Source organism: Dokdonella sp. (genome assembly GCF_041395345.1).
GTDB lineage: Bacteria > Pseudomonadota > Gammaproteobacteria > Xanthomonadales > Rhodanobacteraceae > Dokdonella.
In genome coordinates this window covers 16,254-34,080 of sequence record NZ_JAWLAR010000026.1, presented here as the reverse complement: position 1 = coordinate 34,080, position 17,827 = coordinate 16,254, and the positions used below count along the sequence as shown (strand labels likewise).

The 17,827-nt window shown below is 61.3% G+C and carries 14 protein-coding genes; 8 read left to right on the top strand and 6 right to left on the bottom strand.

The window, feature by feature from the left end:
* On the top strand, nt 1-617 hold a 617-nt coding region (locus tag R3F00_RS17520; RefSeq protein WP_371283023.1), incomplete at its 5' end, for an SDR family oxidoreductase.
* 551 nt (nt 618-1,168) lie between these two features.
* Here the strand turns inward: R3F00_RS17520 and R3F00_RS17515 are convergent.
* Nucleotides 1,169-1,633 carry a hypothetical protein gene (locus tag R3F00_RS17515; RefSeq protein ID WP_371283022.1) on the bottom strand — a complete coding sequence of 155 codons (465 nt, stop codon included), beginning with the start codon at nt 1,631-1,633 and terminating at the stop codon, nt 1,169-1,171.
* Nucleotides 1,634-1,909: 276 nt separating this feature from the next.
* Between R3F00_RS17515 and R3F00_RS17510 the strand changes: the two genes are divergently transcribed.
* Both R3F00_RS17510 and R3F00_RS17505 read left to right on the top strand, forming a co-directional pair.
* The gene (locus tag R3F00_RS17510) at nt 1,910-4,279 is read left to right on the top strand and encodes a winged helix-turn-helix domain-containing protein (RefSeq protein ID WP_371283021.1); all 2,370 of its coding nucleotides are present in this window, start codon (nt 1,910-1,912) and stop codon (nt 4,277-4,279) included.
* Between the two features lie 251 nt (nt 4,280-4,530).
* Nucleotides 4,531-4,929 carry a host attachment family protein gene (locus R3F00_RS17505; RefSeq protein WP_371283020.1) on the top strand — a complete coding sequence of 133 codons (399 nt, stop codon included), beginning with the start codon at nt 4,531-4,533 and terminating at the stop codon, nt 4,927-4,929.
* A gap of 168 nt (nt 4,930-5,097) precedes the next feature.
* Here the strand turns inward: R3F00_RS17505 and R3F00_RS17500 are convergent, their stop codons facing one another.
* A complete protein-coding gene (locus R3F00_RS17500; protein ID WP_371283019.1) occupies nt 5,098-7,044 on the bottom strand; it encodes a tetratricopeptide repeat protein in 1,947 nt (648 codons plus the stop codon).
* Between the two features lie 213 nt (nt 7,045-7,257).
* Here R3F00_RS17500 and R3F00_RS17495 point away from each other — a divergent pair, with 213 nt between their 5' ends.
* The 4 genes from R3F00_RS17495 to R3F00_RS17480 all read left to right on the top strand — a co-directional run bounded on the left by R3F00_RS17495 (nt 7,258) and on the right by R3F00_RS17480 (nt 10,970).
* Nucleotides 7,258-7,455, top strand: coding sequence for a hypothetical protein (locus R3F00_RS17495; RefSeq protein ID WP_371283018.1), 198 nt, complete (start codon nt 7,258-7,260; stop codon nt 7,453-7,455).
* Between the two features lie 155 nt (nt 7,456-7,610).
* Complete coding sequence (locus R3F00_RS17490) at nt 7,611-9,581, top strand: caspase family protein (RefSeq protein ID WP_371283017.1); 1,971 nt, start codon at nt 7,611-7,613, stop codon at nt 9,579-9,581.
* Between the two features lie 91 nt (nt 9,582-9,672).
* Nucleotides 9,673-10,119, top strand: a complete 447-nt coding sequence (locus R3F00_RS17485; protein WP_371283016.1) for a hypothetical protein — start codon at nt 9,673-9,675, stop codon at nt 10,117-10,119.
* Between the two features lie 146 nt (nt 10,120-10,265).
* Nucleotides 10,266-10,970, top strand: a complete 705-nt coding sequence (locus R3F00_RS17480) for a GNAT family N-acetyltransferase (protein ID WP_371283015.1) — start codon at nt 10,266-10,268, stop codon at nt 10,968-10,970.
* Between the two features lie 121 nt (nt 10,971-11,091).
* Here the strand turns inward: R3F00_RS17480 and R3F00_RS17475 are convergent, their stop codons facing one another.
* Nucleotides 11,092-11,328: a hypothetical protein gene (locus tag R3F00_RS17475; protein ID WP_371283014.1), complete on the bottom strand. Its 237-nt coding sequence runs from the start codon at nt 11,326-11,328 to the stop codon at nt 11,092-11,094.
* Between the two features lie 126 nt (nt 11,329-11,454).
* On the opposite strand from R3F00_RS17475, the gene R3F00_RS17470 reads away from it, so the two are divergent.
* Nucleotides 11,455-12,159, top strand: a complete 705-nt coding sequence (locus tag R3F00_RS17470; protein ID WP_371283013.1) for a glutathione S-transferase family protein — start codon at nt 11,455-11,457, stop codon at nt 12,157-12,159.
* 175 nt (nt 12,160-12,334) lie between these two features.
* Here R3F00_RS17470 and R3F00_RS17465 read toward each other — a convergent pair whose 3' ends face one another.
* From R3F00_RS17465 to R3F00_RS17455, 3 genes are all read right to left on the bottom strand, one after another.
* Nucleotides 12,335-14,617 (bottom strand): M4 family metallopeptidase, encoded by a 2,283-nt coding sequence (locus tag R3F00_RS17465; RefSeq protein WP_371283012.1) that lies wholly within the window; start codon nt 14,615-14,617, stop codon nt 12,335-12,337.
* Between the two features lie 653 nt (nt 14,618-15,270).
* The gene (locus R3F00_RS17460; protein ID WP_371283011.1) at nt 15,271-16,644 is read right to left on the bottom strand and encodes a hypothetical protein; all 1,374 of its coding nucleotides are present in this window, start codon (nt 16,642-16,644) and stop codon (nt 15,271-15,273) included.
* Entirely contained in the window at nt 16,641-17,717 is a 1,077-nt protein-coding gene (locus tag R3F00_RS17455; protein ID WP_371283010.1) for a hypothetical protein, read from the bottom strand. Before R3F00_RS17455 ends, R3F00_RS17460 begins: the two co-directional genes overlap by 4 nt.
* Between the last annotated feature and the right edge of the window lie 110 nt (nt 17,718-17,827).

Sequence of the window (17,827 nt, the reverse complement as noted above, 5' to 3'; positions counted from 1 at the left end):
GGCACTATGCCGCACGCGGCGATGACGTGATTGGCGCATGCCGTGAAGGCAGCGATGCCTTGAAGGCGACTGGTGCGCGCGTCGAAGCCGGCGTCGACGTCACCGACGCTGATTCGCTGGCGGCACTGGCGAAACGCCTGGGCGACACGCGCATCGACGTGCTGGTTTGCAATGCCGGCATCCTTTCCAGGGAATCCCTTGGTGAGATCGACGAGGACGGATTCGAGCGGATGCGTCGGCAGTTCGAGGTCAATTCGCTCGGGCCGCTGCGCACGGTGCAGGCTCTATCGGGGCACTTGGCAAAGGGCGCAAAGGTAGGGATCGTGACCAGTCGCATGGGATCGGTGGCGGACAACGGCTCCGGTGGCTACTACGGCTATCGGGCATCAAAGGCGGCCGTGAACGCGATCGGCAAGTCGCTGGCGCTGGACCTCAAGGACCGCGGGATTGCGGTGATGCTGCTGCACCCGGGATACGTGGCGACCGAGATGGTCGGAGGCGGCGGCGACATCAGCCCGGACGCGGCTGCCGCGCAGCTGGTCGAACGCCTCGATGCGCTTACGCTTGAGCAGACCGGCAGCTTCCGCCACGCCAAGGGTGACGAGCTGCCCTGGTAGCGCAAGCTCTGGGACGCAATGCCGCTCTATTCAGTCAGGCCTTCCTGCAATCAGATCCCTGGTCCGCAAGGACCTTCGCGCCAATCCGGCTGGAAAGTCTCCCCCGGACTGGTGTCTTGCACCCGACGCGCAGAATTTAAGGCACGCCATGACGCAGATGTTGATCCTCGAACCGACAAAGTCGACAGGTCTCTCGGCGGGATCGTGGAGCAGGGGTTGATCCCGTGAGCATTGCCTGTAGTTGGGGCCCAGAGCTACTTGCTGACCGTCATCTTGCGGACTGTCACGCGCCAACGATGCTCCTCACCCGACCAGAGGGACAGAACCAGGACATCCACTCGGCGGGCGCAAGATTCAGCGGGCGTCGTATTCGCAATCGGCGATCAGGTCGCAGGAGAATTGCCGAAGAAGCGGAATGCCTGTGATGCGCCGTCGAATCCCACGTCCTGGTCTGCGTCGATGGCCTTGTTTCCTGGCTGACTCGGCGCCGAAGCGACGCTGCCTGTTGCAGGTTGAACGGGCGCCGCCTGGGCGCCCGTCCGGCATTGTCGTCACCAGGTGCGCGTTGCGTTGCCGACGAACACATTGTTGGCGGGGTTGGTCTGGATCATCTTGACCACGCCACCGGCCAGTTCGATGACCACTGAAAAGCTTGTTCCGCTTGCGTCGAAAAATTGCACGGTTCCGGTACAGTCCGGATTGATTTGATAGGCGCCGGGGGCTCCTGCCGGCGGTTGCAGAACCGCACCGCTGTCGCCGAACGGATTGGCGACGGTCAGGGACGGGGTCGACAACGAACCATGGCCATTGAAGTTGATGATCTCGACAATGGCCTTTGGAACCCAGGGTGTGCCTGGCGTGCTGTCGGGCGCACGCGTGAAGCCGCTGGCGGCAAACACATAGTTGCCGCGAAGAGTCGCGTTCGAACATCTTCCGAAGGAGTTCGCTTCGGCCATTTCGGGCAGGCAGGTGGCCAGCGCGACGACGACCGCGATCGTGAGTGCTTGGGACTTCATGGTTTTCTCCTTTGACTGCTCTGGTTTGATCAGTGACCGGTTTGACGGGGCGAGCTCCGCTGGCCGGAGAAGGCCGGTCCGGTTCGGTAGCCAGCCCGGGTTTCCGAAGGAGCAGACGACAGCGTCATCCGTGCCTGGTGCGCCGGCCACCAAGGCGGCGCCGGCGCTTGGATCATCTGGACAAACGGCTGGGGAGTCCTTTCGTTTTTCTGGAGTTTTTCTGTGGCAGCACGCCAGCGAAGCGATTATCTTTTGCCCATCACAGGAATCCGGGCAATGGATACAGGCGGGCGCGAGTCCTTTCAGTCCATTGGCAACAATTCGGTGTCTCTGTCAGGCGAGACAGGCTTTCGCGTGGGCAGCTGCCTGGTCCTCCCGGACCAGGACCTCATAGTCGGCGCCTCCGGAAAGTGTTCGGTCGAACCCAAGGCGATGGCCGTTCTGGTTCACCTGGCCCGGCAACCCGATCGCGTGGTCAGTGCCGACGAACTGATCGACCATGTCTGGCTGGGGAGGCCGATGGGGGACAATCCCGTCTATCGCTGCATCGCCCAGCTGCGGCGGGCGCTGGGCGACGATCCGCGGTCGCCTCGTTATGTGCTGACCGTGCCAACCAAGGGATACCGACTGATTGCGCCGATAGCGCCACTGGACGTGGAGCCGGAGCAGCCGTTGCCGGAATTGACTGCGCCGGACAATGAACCCGAGCCGCCCCGGGCGACTCACGCAGGGCGTGTTCGAGCCGACTGGCGATCGCGGCGAGTCGTCCTGCTCCTGCTGGCGCTGGTGCTGGCTGGAGTTCTGGTTGCGCGATGGCTGGCCGACCGGGCCGAAACCGATGACCCGGCTGCCATCGATCGCCAGGGACTGGCTGTCTTGCCATTTCGCGCGGAAGCGGACGATGAGGCCAGCCGCCTGATCTCTCAAAGCGTGACGGATCTGGTGCGCAATCGATTCGCTGCGCTATCGAAACTGACGGTGGTCGCGGCCGGCTCGGCGACAGTGGATGCGGAGACTCCGGACGAAATCCGCGCCGTTGGCGCACGCCTGGGTGTGCAATACCTGCTCCAGGGTCGAGTGGGTGTCGCCACCGACCGGTTGCGTGTTGATGTCCGCTTGCTGGATTCCGCTGCGGGCAAAGCACTCTGGTCTGCCCGTTACGATGAGCCGATTGCGGACGTGGCCAGGATACGTGAGGGCATCTTTCAAGAAGTTGCCGGGAAACTTGGCATTGATGCCGAGGCGGCAGCCGGGAAATCGCCAGGCAACGCTCGAGTCAGCCTGGATGCCTATGAACTGTACATGCGCGGCCGCAACCTGCTGAGCAGTCAGGCTGCCGGCGATATCGACAGGGCCATCGAAGCGTTCCGGCGGACGACGGTTCTCGATCCGGAATTCAGTCTTGGCTACCTGGGGCTCTGCCAGGCCCTCATGCTCAAGATCCGGAGGGGAGGCGAGCAGGAGGCCGAATGGCGGACGATGGCGGAGAAGGCCCTCGATCGCGCATTGGCTATCAATCCCGCGCTCGGCCAGGCCTGGATCGAACGGGCAGGGCTGACTGCCGACCCGGCGGTCGCGGAGGAGCACTACCGCAAGGGCCTGTTGCTTGCTCCCAACGAGGGAACGGGCTACTTGCGCTATGCCCAGTTCCTGTTCGGCAGCTCGCGCATGGGCGAAGCCATCGACACGATAGACCGCGCAATCCGGATCGATCCGCTGAATCCGGAGTTGTATCTGCTGCAAGCGTTCTATGTGATGGTCGTGCGAAGCGACGTCGCCGAGCATGACCGGCTTGTCCGGCATGCCCTTGAAATCAACCCGAACATGACCCGGGCGCTCTACCAGCTCGCCTACTCGCACTGGGAATACAGCGGCCGCCTGGCAGAGGCCGCTCGAGTCATCGAGCGTGCGATCAAGAAAGATCCGGACTCGATTGACATGCGGGTTCTCGCCAGGGACATCTATCTCGACCTTGGCGACCCGGTTGCCGCTGCAAGCGTTCTGGGTCCGTCGCCTCCAGCCGAGGTCATTGCGGAGCTGGCCCGCTACGATGGCGACAGCACCCAGCTGGCGGCATACGCCAGCGACATCGACCCCGCAAGCTGGCCTGACAGCGGTCCGCGCGCGCCCCTGGCGGAAGCCCTGCGGGATGCGATGCTCCAGAGCGGCGACATGCAGGCTGGACTGGCCCTGCTGGCATCCGTCGCTGCTGCTCGCGAAACCTACCCTCCCATGTGGAGCCGCGGATTCTCCCTCGTCCATGCGAATGCATTGGTGCTGTCCGGAAAACCAGAGGAGGGTCGCCGTATCGCTTCGGCAATGCTGGATGTGCTGGATACCCATGGCCAGGGTCGAACCAGAAACTGGTTTGGTCGGGAACGTTCACTGGCCCTGGCCATTCTCGGCGAGGACGAGCGCGCACTGGATGCGCTGGCTTCCAGCATCGGTAATGGACAGATCTATCGATGGTGGTATCTGGCCCGATTCGACCCCGTCTACAGCGGCCTGCGTGAGCACCCGCGTTTCGATCAGATTTCTCGCCAGGTGCAGGCACATCTTGCAAGACAGCGATCGCTGCTTCAGGACATGCGACAACAAGGCGATTTGCCGATCCGGGATGTTGTGAACCATCCTGAATCCAGGTAGCTCGAGATCGTCATCCGAAGGCTTCTGTCGGTTCCACGCCAGCAAGCAGATGGGGCACCCGCGCCGGGTCCGTCTGGACCGTCGTCGTCGCAGGGATGCAGTGGCGTGGCTCGGTCCGGAGTTGGTTGGCATGCAGGAGGTTCCCAACGGCGCGCGCACCAACCTGACTGGAAGAAACCTTGCATACAGGTTCGTTGTGCAAGACTCCCTTCATCAGCGCGCAGCGCGCAGTTGAAAACAAGGAGAACAGCATGCAGAAGATTCCAGCAGGAGCATGGGTTGTGGTCACCGATGGAGCTGGCGCGCGCCTGTTCCACAACATGGGCAAGGGTGCCACTGTTTCGCTCAAGCAACAGGAATTGCTGGAGCCGGATGACCTCATCGACGATGGCCCGTCCGGCAAGCGGCCCGCCGAAGAATCCGACCAGGCAAAAGACGAGGCAACATTCGCCAAGCAGCTTGCCCATCGTCTGAATGCCGCAGCACTCAAGCAGGAGTTTACCGATCTTATCCTGATGGCGGATCCGCAGACGCTCGGTCAATTGCGCCCGCAGTTGCACAATGAGACGACCCGGCGAATCATCAAGGAAGTCGCCAAGACCTTCACCAATGCACCGGTGGAGGATATCGAGTCGGCACTCAATCACTAGCGCATCACGCATCGCAGGTGCTGCCTGAGGCGCCAACTTCCGGTCAGTCGGGGTCTGACTCGCCGACCTTGCCTGGCCGGACTTCGCGGGATTCGGCGATGAAGGGACATCGAATTTCAGCTTTTCCGAATCAGCCGGAATGAACGCCACTTCCGCGGTGCTCGCCGATCACGGCTGGAGGCTGGGCGCCTGCTTCGGCTCGGCTTTCTCGCCGAGAAGGGCAACATATCGCGGCAACGAGTGCAGTGATTTCAGGTCCGGATCCGACTGCAGGAATTGAAGGTACTGCGGGTCGCGTTGCAGCGCTTCGGCAAGAACGTCGATGGCCCCGTCAAGTTTGCCGAGTTTCAGTCTGACCAGACCCAGGTAGTACAAGGCCTCCGCATTGCGCTGCGAATCCGTCACCGCGCGTTCCGCTTCCTGCTCGGCCCGGGTCGGCTGATCGCCGTAGGCGTAGTAAATGCCGAGCAAGCCGCGCGTTGCCCAGTCGCTCTCGTTGATGGCGAGGTTGGCCTGGGCGAGTGCCGCCGCGCGCTTGTACGCCTGCAGACTCTCCGAGTCCTTGCCGCCGACAAAGCGATACGACTCGGCGAGCCGGCCCCAGACACGGTGATCGTCAGGTGCGAGTTCTCGCGCACGGAGCTGCATGGCCACCGCATCCTCGAAGTGACCGCCGTAGTAATAGCGCAGGCCCAGATTGGTATAGGCGCGTCTCGACGGATTCAGCTCAAGCGAACGATCCCAGGCAACGCGCGCCTGATCGACATCGCCGAGCATCCAGTACGCTGCTCCCGTGCCCGACCAGGCCGACGCCATGTCCGGCGCCAGCCGGGTTACCGTGGCATAGGACTGGATCGCCTTCTGGTAGCGTTGGGTGCGGTAGTAGAAGCTGGCCAGCGCCTCATGCGCTTTCCAGTAGTTGGGCTTCATGTCGACAGCTTGCAGGAAACTGGCTTCTGCCTCTTCCAGCTGGTCCATGGCCATCCGAAGCTCGCCCTGCTCGATGTAGGCATCGACATCGTTCACGGCAATCGTCATGGCCTCTTGCAGTTGCTCCTGCGCCTTGTCGTTCCAGCCGCGAAAACGATAGAGGCGCGCCAGTGCGACATGGATTTCAGCGCTTTGGCCTCGATCCAGTTCGGCCGCGCGGTTGCAGGCGGCGGCCGCTTTCTCGAACTGCCTGGTGTCGTTGCCGATTTCGTAGAGCGCGAGATCCACGTCGCAGCGCCCGGCCAGTGCGCGAGCGAATTCGGGATCGATCTGCAGCGCCTGGTCGAACAGATCCGCTGCAGCGGTCAGGGAGGACTCGTCGCGAGAATTGCGCAACTTTTCGGTGCCCTGCAGGTAGAGCAGATAGGCATCCGTGCTCTTGGTGGGGTCGGCGTTGAGCTTGGCTTCCGATTCCACCGACAGCACCACTTTCAGCTTGGCGACCACGGCCGCAGCGATCTCGCGCTGGATGGCGAACACGTCTGCCATGTCGCGATCGAATTTTTGCGCCCACTTCTGATAGCCGGTTCCGCCGTTGATGAGCCTTGCCGTGACGCTGACGCTATCGCCGCTGCGCTGCACGCTGCCTTCAAGCACGTTGCGAACATCGAGGGTCGAAGCCACCTCACGCACGTCGACCTTTTCGCCACGGAACTGGAAGGAAGACGTGCGAGCGGCGACATTCAGTTCGGGCAATCCGGATAGCAGGTTGAGAATTTCCTCGGCCAGACCGCTGGAGAAATAGTCCGTGTCGGCCTTCGAGTCATAGGTGTCGAAGGCGAGTACGGCGATCGAATTCGGTCCATCGCCTTCGACCGGTTCGCTTGCTGGCCCGCCTTGAAGCATGTTCAGTGCCGAACTGATGCCAAACACCAACATGGCGGCGACGCCGATCAGGATCAGTGGATCGGTCCGGCGACTGCGCCTTCGTTCGGTGCCGTCGGTCGGCCATAGCGGCAAATCGAACATGAAGCCTTTCGGTCCCAATTCGATGATCCAGCCCAGGACAAAGGCAATGGGAAATCCTGCCAGCACGACATGGATCAGGATGCGCATTGCACTCACAGGGAAGCCCATCGGCTCGAAGGTGACCTCGGCGATCTGCAGCACCAGCCATGCCGTCACCGCATAGATCGTCAGAACCCTGAGGACCCGACGGCGGCGAAGCTCTCCGAAAAATGTCTGGATCAGGCCCGGCGTTCTGACAGCAACCCCCTGCTTTGAAGCTTGCGATGCGGCTTGGGCGACTTTCCCGTTGCCGGTCAAGTTTAGGCGCATTTCATCCGCCAACGCCATGTGCTAGCGTAGCGCTACCATTTCCACGCACGGGGGAAACGCATGAGCACGAGTTCGCAGTCGAATACCCGCCCAGGCCCTCCGGACGTGAATGCACCTGCCACGCGCCCCGGTCCGCCCGACGTGAATGCGCCCGCCACGCGTCCCGGTCCGCCCGACGTGAATGCACCCGCGACGCGACCCGGCCCGCCCGACGTGAATGCGCCGGCAACGCGCCCGGGCCCGCCCGACGAGCGTTGACTGACTTTGCGTTGCGGCTGCGATTTGCCGGCGGCCTGCTTTCTGGTCAACTCCATTGCAACAGGTGGTCGTAGTCGGCGAACCGACAGGCCAGCTGTCGATGGCGGACGGGTCGCCTGACAGACCATATCCAGCCCTGCAATCTGAGGACTCCGATGCCAAACAAGCATGCGCTGATCATCGGGGTGGACCACTACCCGAATCTGGATCCGAAGTACCAGCTTTCGGGCTGCGTCAATGATGCCCGCCTGATTCGCCAGGTGCTGATCGAGCATTTCTCGTTTCCCGAGGCCAACATCGTTTCATTGCACAATGAAGCCGCCAGCCGGCAGGGCATCCTCGGTGCGATGGAGCAACTGGTCGAATCGGTGGAAGATGGCGATGTCGTGTTCTTTCATTACAGCGGCCACGGCTCGCGTCGAACCGCGGTTTCCGATGAAGAGGGAACGGGCAAGGACAGCACCATCATGCCGAGCGATAGCGGACGCGATCCGCTGCCGAACCTCGACATTGTCGACAAGGAAATCAATCTGTGGCTGCAGCGGCTGTCGGCGAAGACACACTCGCTGAGCCTGCTCTTTGATTGCTGCCACTCCGGCACCATCACGCGTGACCCGTTTGCGGCCAGGGTCAGGGCTGCGCCCGATGACAGCCGCTCGCTTTCGGCCATGGGGATCGACCCCGAAACCGTTCCGCGCACTGCACAGGCGCGCTCCAGTCGTGAACAGGGATGGCTTGCTCTGAGCGATGCCTACGTGGTGATGTCGGGCTGTCGCGACAACCAGTATGCAAGTGAATTCAGTGAGCAGCGCGGCGGTGAAACCATTCGCAACGGCGCATTGACCTACCATCTGGTCAGCGCATTGGTGGAGGCCAGGCCTGGTACCACCTTTCGCGACGTCTTTGAGACGGCCCAAGCCCGCGTCAACGGCCAGTTCCCGGCGCAGAATCCGCAGATCGAAGGGGCCAAGGATCGCGAGCTTTTCGGCGATCGCAATATCGTGCCGATCCGGTTTGTTTCGGTTGCCTCGGTCGAGGGCAAGACCGTGGTCCTCAGCGGCGGAGCGGCGCATGGGCTGCGGCCCGGCTCGCGCTGGTCGGTATATCCTCCGGCCACCAAGGTGACCGAAGGACTGCAGCCGTTGGCTGCTATCGAAATCGTCAGCGTCGATTCGCTCACCGCGCAGGCTCGAGTGGTCAGTGCCGAAGCGGCCATCGTGCCGGGTGCACGTTGCGTCGAAGTCGAGCCCGCGACCGATCATTTTCGTCTGTCCATTGATCTCGGTGGCCTGGCACCGGACGCCCGAATCGCCCTTGAAGAAGCCATCAAGGCATCCGACTTGCTGCAGCTTGCCGTCAGCGAAGACGCCGCAGACGTGCGTATCTATCGTCTTGAACCTCGCGACGGCAGCGGCGAAGACGAGCGGGTTCCACAGTTGACCCGGCTCGCAAGCACCAGTTGGGCGATCGTCGATCGCAGTGGCCGGCTGGTATCGCCGCCCACCGCCTGCGATCTTTCCTACGCGATCGGCACGGTGATCGGGAACGCGGAGACGCTCGCACGCTATCGAAATGCGCTGTCCCTCGACAACCCGGACAGCCAATTGAAAGTTGAATTCAACCTGCTCCGGGAATCCGGCGACGGCAGCTGGATCAAGATGGCTACTCACGGCGAATCACTTGTGGCCGGCGACAGTGTCGCCTTCGAGGTGATCAACCATGAAGACCGCCCGGTATTCCTCAGCGTACTCGACTTTGGTTTGACGGGCAGGGTGCAACTGATTTATCCGCCGAACAAGTCGAGCGAGTTGCTCGAGGCAGGTCAGATGCTGCGCGTTGGCTGCGGCAAACGACGCATCCAGCTCGACGTGCCCGCCGAGGTTTCCGCTGATTCAGGCCAGGAGGCCTTCAAGATTTTCGTAACCCTGGAAGAGACCGACTTCAGCTGGTTGCAGCAGGCCGGTACACGCTCGCTGGGCGGCGCAGGATCGCGCTTGCGACGACTCTTCGAAGCGGCCTGCTGCGGGCCCAGGCAACGCGATGCGTCGTTCGAGCCCGAGGAAGACGAGAATCAGGACTGGCGTTCCATCGTGCGCTCATTCGAGTTGCACCGACGCGGTGCCTGAGCACGCGCCAATCGCCGGGTAATTCCATGTCCGGGCGAAACATCAACCGGAGCGGCCTGGTGCAGCCGATCCCTCTGACAGGAGCCGAAGCATGGGGCGCGCCATTCAAACTGCGGCACCGACTTCCACGGTATCGCGACGTGCCGGGCCAGACGACGAGTTCGGTGCCGCCTCGCCAGCCGTCGACGGCTATTCCGACCGCCTGATCAAACTGATTCCGGCCGAAGTGATTGGCGTCTATTTCTCGATGGTCACCCTGCTCAGGAACTCCAAGGATGAGGTCGCCGATCTGGTGCCCTGGATGGTGTTCGTGTTCGGTGCCCTGGCGACGCTGTTTTACCTGCGCGTCACGCTGAAAGTGCTGATCGTGAGGCAGCTGACACTCAGCGTCATCGCCTTCTGTGTCTGGGCTTTCACCATCGGCGAGCCGTTCTCGCGCTTCGACTGGTACAACGGTACCTATGCCGGCCTCCTGCTCATCGCCTATACCTTCGTGGCGCCGCAGATCCCGATGGATGGCGGGCAGGATCGCAGCTGACGCTTCAGGCACGGCAGTGACGCAAGTCTCCGGACAACTGCAATGCGGCCCGCCGTCGAGGGGCCGATCTGCTTTGGCATGCCGTTGCCGAAGCGATATTCCGCATTCGCCGTTCGGATCGTCTGCGCGGAAAGATTGACTACGTCATGGTCAAGGATCTCGACCAGGGACGATCAGACAGCGCGCAGCCACTCCTCGCTTTCAGCTATCGGCCACTGCAGACCGATTCGGAGATGGCCATGGAGGTTCGACCGACCTGGCAGAAATTCGACGACTATCTGGCCGATCTGAACTCGAATTATCGCGGCAAGGCGCGCAAGATCATCAAGCAGGTCACCGATGCAGGCTATCGGGTAGAGCGCAATGCCGATGCGGCCGCGCACGATGCCGAATTGAACAGGCTGTATCGGGAAGTCGAACAGCGCGCTTCGACTCGATTGTCTGCCCTTCCGCCCGGCTACTTTGGCGCGCTGGCCACGCTCGCCGGATCGCAACGATTCGGTTGCACGCTGATCCGCGATGACAGCGCCATCGTCGCGTTCATGACCACCATCAAGGACGGCGATCGCGCCCTCGGCTACTACGTCGGTTTCGACTACGAGGTCAACGCGAAGGTGCCGCTGTACCTTCGGTTACTGCAGACTCTGATCGATGACGCGATCGAGCTGGGTAGTACAGAACTGAGTTTCGGGCGCACCGCCATGGAACCGAAGGCATCCCTGGGTGCGACGGCGAAGGCGAGTCACGTGTGGTTGCGCCACCGGGTCCCTGTGGTGAACGCGGTGGTTCGCGAGTTGTTCGCCCGCGTCCAGCCCGACGACGCACCACAACGGCGCCCGTTCAAGGAATAGGGCGCAACCAGGGACAAGGTGAGCTGAATCCTCTCGCTTTGGCAACAAGAATCCCCACGCAAATCGTTGGCGAGGGCATCGTTGACTATTGCGTCGTCGTTTGATCAGCGATCCGCCGGGCCTACGCCAGTTCGATCGCGTGGCGCTGTCTGGTCCCTTCTGCATCCAGCACTGAAATCGCGCCCAGGGCCAGGCTGTTCGCGGCTGCCATGTTTCCTTCGGCTTGCCGCAATTGTGCGAGCGTGACCGCGGCGATTGACGTGCGCACCGAGTCGGAGCCATATTTCTCGACCAGTCGCTCATAAGCAGGGCCGAGCAGGGCGGCAGCTTCGCCGATCCGTCCGGTTTCTATCAGCACAGAACACGAGATGATTCAGTTTCTGGGGTGTGTACCGAATTCGAGATTCAGATAACTCGAGCTTGATGTTCGTCCAATCCAGCTCCATCTGTGGCAGTTGATCGTCACTACCTGCAGGAGCACGACATGACTGGACTTTCAGACTTCGCTATCGGGAAGCGCTGGCCCGCTCGCGAGCCGGAGAAACTGCAGCTGTACTCTTTGAATACACCCAACGGCGTGAAAGTGTCGATCATGCTGGAAGAGACCGGGTTGCCATACGAGCCACATCTGGTCGACTTCAGCAAAGGCGATCAGCGTACGCCGGAGTTTCGCTCGCTCAATCCGAACGGGAAGATTCCTGCGATCATCGACCCCGATGGTCCGGGCGGACAGACGGTGGCCCTGTTCGAGTCGGGTGCCATTCTCGTGTACCTGGCCGAAAAGACCGGCAAGCTCATTCCCTTCGACAGTGCGCGACGCTGGGAAACGATTCAGTGGGTGTTCTTCCAGATGGCCGCGATCGGCCCGATGTTTGGCCAGGTCGGCTTTTTCTACAAGTTCGACGGCAAGGAATTCGACGACAAGCGTCCGCTCGAACACTATGTGGAGGAATCGAAGCGCCTGCTCGGAATACTCGATGCGCGCCTGGAAGGACGAGCCTGGATCATGGGCGATGAATACACGATTGCCGACATTGCCATGATCGGACCTGTCCGCAACCTGATCACGTTCTACGGCGCGCGGGCGCTGGTTGATTTCGACCGCTATACCCATGTCTCGGCTTGGCTGGGCAGGGCGCTTGAACGTCCGGCGGTCCAGCGGGGATTGCAGATACCGAGTCGCACCTAGTCGAATCAGGCTGGGTGCCTGTTTGCGCCAACGGGTCGCCTCCGGGCCAGATACGTGACGGGGCCGGATCCTGTCGAACGACATTCCCCGAGCAACGAGTCAGATTGCGAGCGCAAAAGAAAAACCCCGGCACAGGCCGGGGTTCTTCATCTGACGCAAGAGCCGTAGCCCGCTATCAGAACGTTACGCTCCAGCTGTCGATGTAACCGGTGTCGCCACCGGCATTGTCATTGACGCGAAGCTTCCATGTGCCGTTGAGAGCTTCGCTTGACAGGTTGAAGGTGACTGTCTTGTTGATGTTGTCGGCGCTGCCGCCCGTGCGATTGTGGATGTTGTACAGCGTGCCATCGGGGGCAACCAGATCGACCTTGAGGTCGCCCTGGTAGGTGTGCACGATTGCCACCGTGACCGACGCATTGCTTGGCGCATTGCCCGAGCGTCCGGAAACCGTGATCGGACTGTCCACCGTCGAGTTGTCCGAGATCGTGTAGTTCGTGCCATTGCTGTAGGTCTGGGTACCGCCACCACCACCGCCTGCGCTGTAGCTACCCTTCAACGAAACGCCGGAGAAGGTCGAGTAGGCCTTCAGGCGAACGTAGTAGGTACCAGCCTGTGCCGTGGCAATCGTGCAGGTTTCGGCGTTGCCGGACTTGTAGGGGCGACAATCGTAGGACGTGTCGGTCGGCGCGCTGCCGAACTTGACGTACATGTCGGCATCACCGGTACCGCCGGACATCACGAAGCTGAGACCGGTTGCGCCGGCCGGTACCACCAGCGTGTAATTGACCGAGCTGCCGGAAGAAGCGCCGATGCCGGTGACCGCTACGCCGTTGGTCAGCGCGCCACCCGTGCTGCCACCACCGCCACCGCCACCCGGACAGGCCACGCCGACCGAAGTGAACGCCGCAGTCACGGCCGCCGAATTCAGACCGAGATCGGTTGCCGCGGTCTCGACGCCGCAGGCGCCGCTGTTGAAGGTGCTGCTCGGTGTCCAGTAAAGCGCGTTCGCGCGGGCAAACACCTTGAACGCATTGGGCGTGTTCCAGCCCGAAGTCGTCGCCAGCTTGTAGAACGCCTTGTTGTAGACGCCCGAGGAGTAGTGCACATCAAGCGAGCTGGTGTAGTTGGCCGCGTTGTCGATCGAGGCGCCGTCCTGCGGCGGGTTGTTCATGTAGCGCAGCGAGCCCGAGCCCTTGAAGATTTCCGGGCCGACGAGGAAGTCGTTACTGCCCTTCCAGTAGTACTCGGTGGCTTCGCCACCCATGTCCGAATAGGCTTCGTTCATGCCGCCGGACTGGCCGGAATAGGTCAGGTCCGAGTGCTGTTCGGTGAAGCCGTGCGAGACTTCATGGCCGGCCACGTCGACGCTGACCAGTGGGTAGAAGGTCGTCTTGCCGTCGCCGAAGCTCATGTTCGTGCCGTTCCAGAATGCGTTCTCGTACTGGCTGCCGTAGTGCACGCGCATGATCAGCTGGAAGCTCAGCGCCTTGCCGCCGGTATACGCCGAGTACATGTCCTGGATCACGCCGCCAAAGTAGTGCGCGTCGTTGATCGGTGAATAGGCCCCGTTGATGGCCTTGTAGGTGTTGTTCGGGCAAGTGTAGGAGTACGCCGTCGTGCTGCCACCGGTGCTGCCGTTGAGGTTGACAGACTTCACGTCGGTGTTGTTCATCGTGCAGGTGCTGCCGCTCTGCGCCACATCGAGGTAGCCGTAACGACCGCCCGAACCCCAGGTGTACTGGCCAGTCTTCGCGTTGCCACCGGGGCCGGTTCCTACGTCTGAGGTTGTCAGTCCGTCCCATTGCTTGAGCACGAGACCGGTCTGCGCATCAATGATGACGAACGGGCGCGATGGATCGCTGACGGTGACCTTGCCTGCCGATGTCTTGTAGTCCGCAAAGAACGAAACGACATAGACCAGATGGGCGGCATCGTTGTCGTCGACATAGATCATCTGCCTGTTGGACAGGTTTTCAATCTGCATGGATGCGGCGCGATTGCCAAGTGCGGCATTTTTTGCGGTCGACAGCGCTGCGCTGGTGCCAATCAGCGGCGCACGCATCGGTATTTCCATGGCGAGGCCGCCCACGGAACGGCCGAACAGGGACTTCAGGTTGCCGCGGGTATCCTCGGCGACAACGACGTGTTCGCCCCAGATGGGAATGCCGCGAAAGAGCTGCTCGTAGCGATAGTGCCTTGTACCGTCGGTGTCGGTTTTCTCACGGATGGTGCGAAGGGTGGACTCGCCATCCATGCCGAGTGCCTCGGCGTGCCGTTCGTTGCTGGACGCAGCGGCGCCCAGCGACTGTGTAGCAGCCGCGTAATTTCGATTGAGGCTTTGGACATCCTGCTGGTGCAGGTCATTGCGAGTGGCCGCACTGGCAGATGCAGCGAGAATGCCAAGGACCAGAGGCGTAAGTGCAACGAGAACAGAACCACGACAATTTGACTTGATCACGGATTGATTCCCAAGAGGTTGTAGGGCTACCGCAAATGCGGCGGAAGACAGCGAGTACAAATCGAGTCAATGGCACACAGCGTCCTGTGGAGTCGCAACGCGACTCCAGCAATCGTATGCATGTGACCCCTCCCCAAGCTCGCCAGGACCTTTCCCAAAGGTCTGACGCCGCGCGCACACTAGCAAGTCGCCCTGGACAAGTAATGACGCGGTGCAATGTGCGCGTCCTATAAACCTATAGGGAAGTTGCAGGATCCGCCTGGCGGGTGAGGGGATCTCCGCCGGACGGCGGAAAAATCACCCGGGCATACAACACGTTGCACGTCCGGCTGTCGTTGATGGGCACCTGTCTTCCATCTCCCGCATCTCGTCTTCCCTGGAAAGAGAGGATCCAGCTGAATCCTGCTCCTTCGTCTTGCGAGGGATGCGAACTCATCGCATGCTGGCCCTTTCGGCAATCGCAAAGCGCTTCCCGTCTCGGCGTAGCCGGGCTTTTCCTGAGCTCGACCGGGGGCGGATCTGACGCGCGTCAGTCAACGCCTTCATCCGGGAATCGAGGGCATCACCGCATGCAAACCGCACCACGCCCCGAAGCCGAAGTCAGGAATCTCCGGGCTTTGAGCAAGCGATAGAAGAGCGTCGGGAAATCCGGGCTACCTATCCGGCAATTCCACAAAGATGTGATGGAACAGCGCGCAGGTTTTCAGGGCGGTGAAGAGTGCTGTCAACTGCTCTTGCTGGAGGGTGACCTCCTCGAACCCGTAGCGCTCGCTGAACTTCGCGAGTACGGCTTGCAGGCCCGAACCCCGGAACATCTCAGCCAGCATGGTGAGTTCGGTGTTGCTGAAATCGAGCCCGATCACGTTCTCGAAGCGTTCGGTGTTGCCTGTCATTTCGGCAATCCAGGTCATGACCTGGTCGACCGGGTCAGCGGCATCGAACTCGCGTTGAACCAAGCGCAGGAGCTCCTGCCTGTCGAATACATTGAGGAGCAGGGCGAGAAGATAGCGGTGACCTGGATTGTGCAGCTTGCGCCGGAGGTCGATGACAGATTGGCTCAACAAGTCGTTGTGCGCCGCTTGAAACAGCAGTTCGCGCTCGTCGGCGGGCAATGCCGTGCACATCGAGGCCAGAGCTCGGGCCTGATCCGGATCCGAGGAAATTCGTGCCTGCTCCGAGATCAGTAGGTAAGCGAGAAGGAGATCGGCATCCGCCAGAACACGCTGCAAATGCACGAGCGCGGAATCTTCATCGAGCAAACGCAGCATGCGCAGATACTGTTGCTTGCGCGTGGTGGGGGCGTGGCGCTGAAACGGGTCGTGTGCGAGCCCTGGCCAGCGATAGTCGTATTGAATTTCGTCGGCGGAGTCGACGTTGATCGTACGGACCACGATCGTCACCGACGGGCGGATCATGTGGAACAACGAATGAATCAACTCGCTGCCACGGGTAATGACGCGGGTATCGCCCGCATGCAGCACTTCCAGATCCCGCAGTTGCAAACGGCCGGTAAAGGCACGCTGCCCAGGCTCTGGGGGCTGTCGAGGCTCGAAGTGATAGCGGCAATGAATGCTGGAGCCAGCCAGCACATGAAACGCACCGCAAAACGCGTGCTGATGGATGCTGGTCGTACCGTCGAGCCAGGTGAGTGCGGAGATGTCGAAATCAACTCCGTGATAGAGCGAAACGGGTGGTTCGGCAAACTTGCTGCTCAGATCAGATTGCTTGCACAGCGTTTCGGCACCGAGCACGTAGTCGACGAGATCGTCATGCGTGATATGTGCGGACGGATTGAATGCCGCCAATTGTGTTGCTGCCACGCGTTCGAGATTCGCGCTGATCGCTTCGCGACCTTCGCCCAGTTCGGCGGCGATGCGGTCGCCGAGACTCTGGAAAAAGGAATGCACGCGAGCCGCTGCATTCGAAGTCGATATCTCGCGCATCTTCGTCTGTTCCATGCCGTTTGCTGAGTCATCCTTTCCGGGATTGCAGCGACGAACCTGGGCGTCCGGGCGCGCGAAGCTCACTGCATTTCCCCGTCGTAGTCCTCGTTGACAAAGTGGAACAACAGGGACACGGAACGATGTCCATTCGGCAACACATCGCGGCCGTGCATCAGTTCCCGTCCCTTGAATATCAGGGCTTCGCCAACGCGTTGATGCAACGAATGAATCTTTCCTGCACGGTCTTTCAACTTGAGCGCCCAGGCGGATCGTGCATCGGCATCGAGGGGCGCGTAGTCGAGCAAGAGTGCAAGTGTGTATTCGCACGCAGGTCGATCGGTGTGCCAGTACAGATCCCCGCCGGCCAGGTACAGGGATACGAAGGAGTAGGAAGGCTTCGTCCGCTGCCCGGCAAGTTGAGATACGCGCTCGTTCAACTGATCGTGCCAGAACCGGGCGACAGGATGATTGTGCGCAATAAAGCGTCGTATTCCGTCATCTTCGTGGCAGGCCAGAAAACCCTGCTCTGCCAGCGACTGAAAGAACCGGCCAAGTTCCGTGACGTGCTCTGCCGGAATCAGGTTCTTCAGGATTGCGTAGCCTTCGCGTGCAAATTGCGCATGCGTCGATTCTTCATCAAGGGCTATTTTCCTCGCGGAGGGCTCCCCGTGCCGGAATTCCTGCAACCCCTCCGTTCCGGAACCGGTGACGACCTGGACCGGTGCCCATACGCTGCCGTTGTGATGTGGCTCGAAGTGGAGCTCCTGATCCGACCACTCGGCCGGCATGCGCAGGGATGCCTGACCCTCCGCAGCATTGGCGCTGGAAAGCGGCGACAGGCTGATTCCGGGGGCAGAGCTGCGTACCGGAAATCGATAGGCTACCGACAGCGGCATTGCATCCTCGGGTGCGAAAACGCCGATTCGGCACAATTCCGCCGCCGTGCGTTCATTGATTTCCGCAGACTTCCGGCCGTCGATCAGGACTGAGCAGAGAAAGGCATGCGCGTCGGGAAAGTTCTCCGCGCTGACTCGAACGGTAGACAAGGAGGTACCCTTGATGGGCGCCTCGATCAGGAAGGAAGGCGCAGTGTCGACGTCGCCTATCGAGATTCTGGCACTCGGGTTGAGTTTGAGACTCGGGGGTGCTGGACTCATCTCGGCACGTCTCGACCGGCAACTGAAACCCGGTCAGTGTTCTCGTTCGCAGTCGTGCACGCGGCGGCGTGGAACCAGATGTGATTGTCGGTCGACGATTCCGGGCCCTT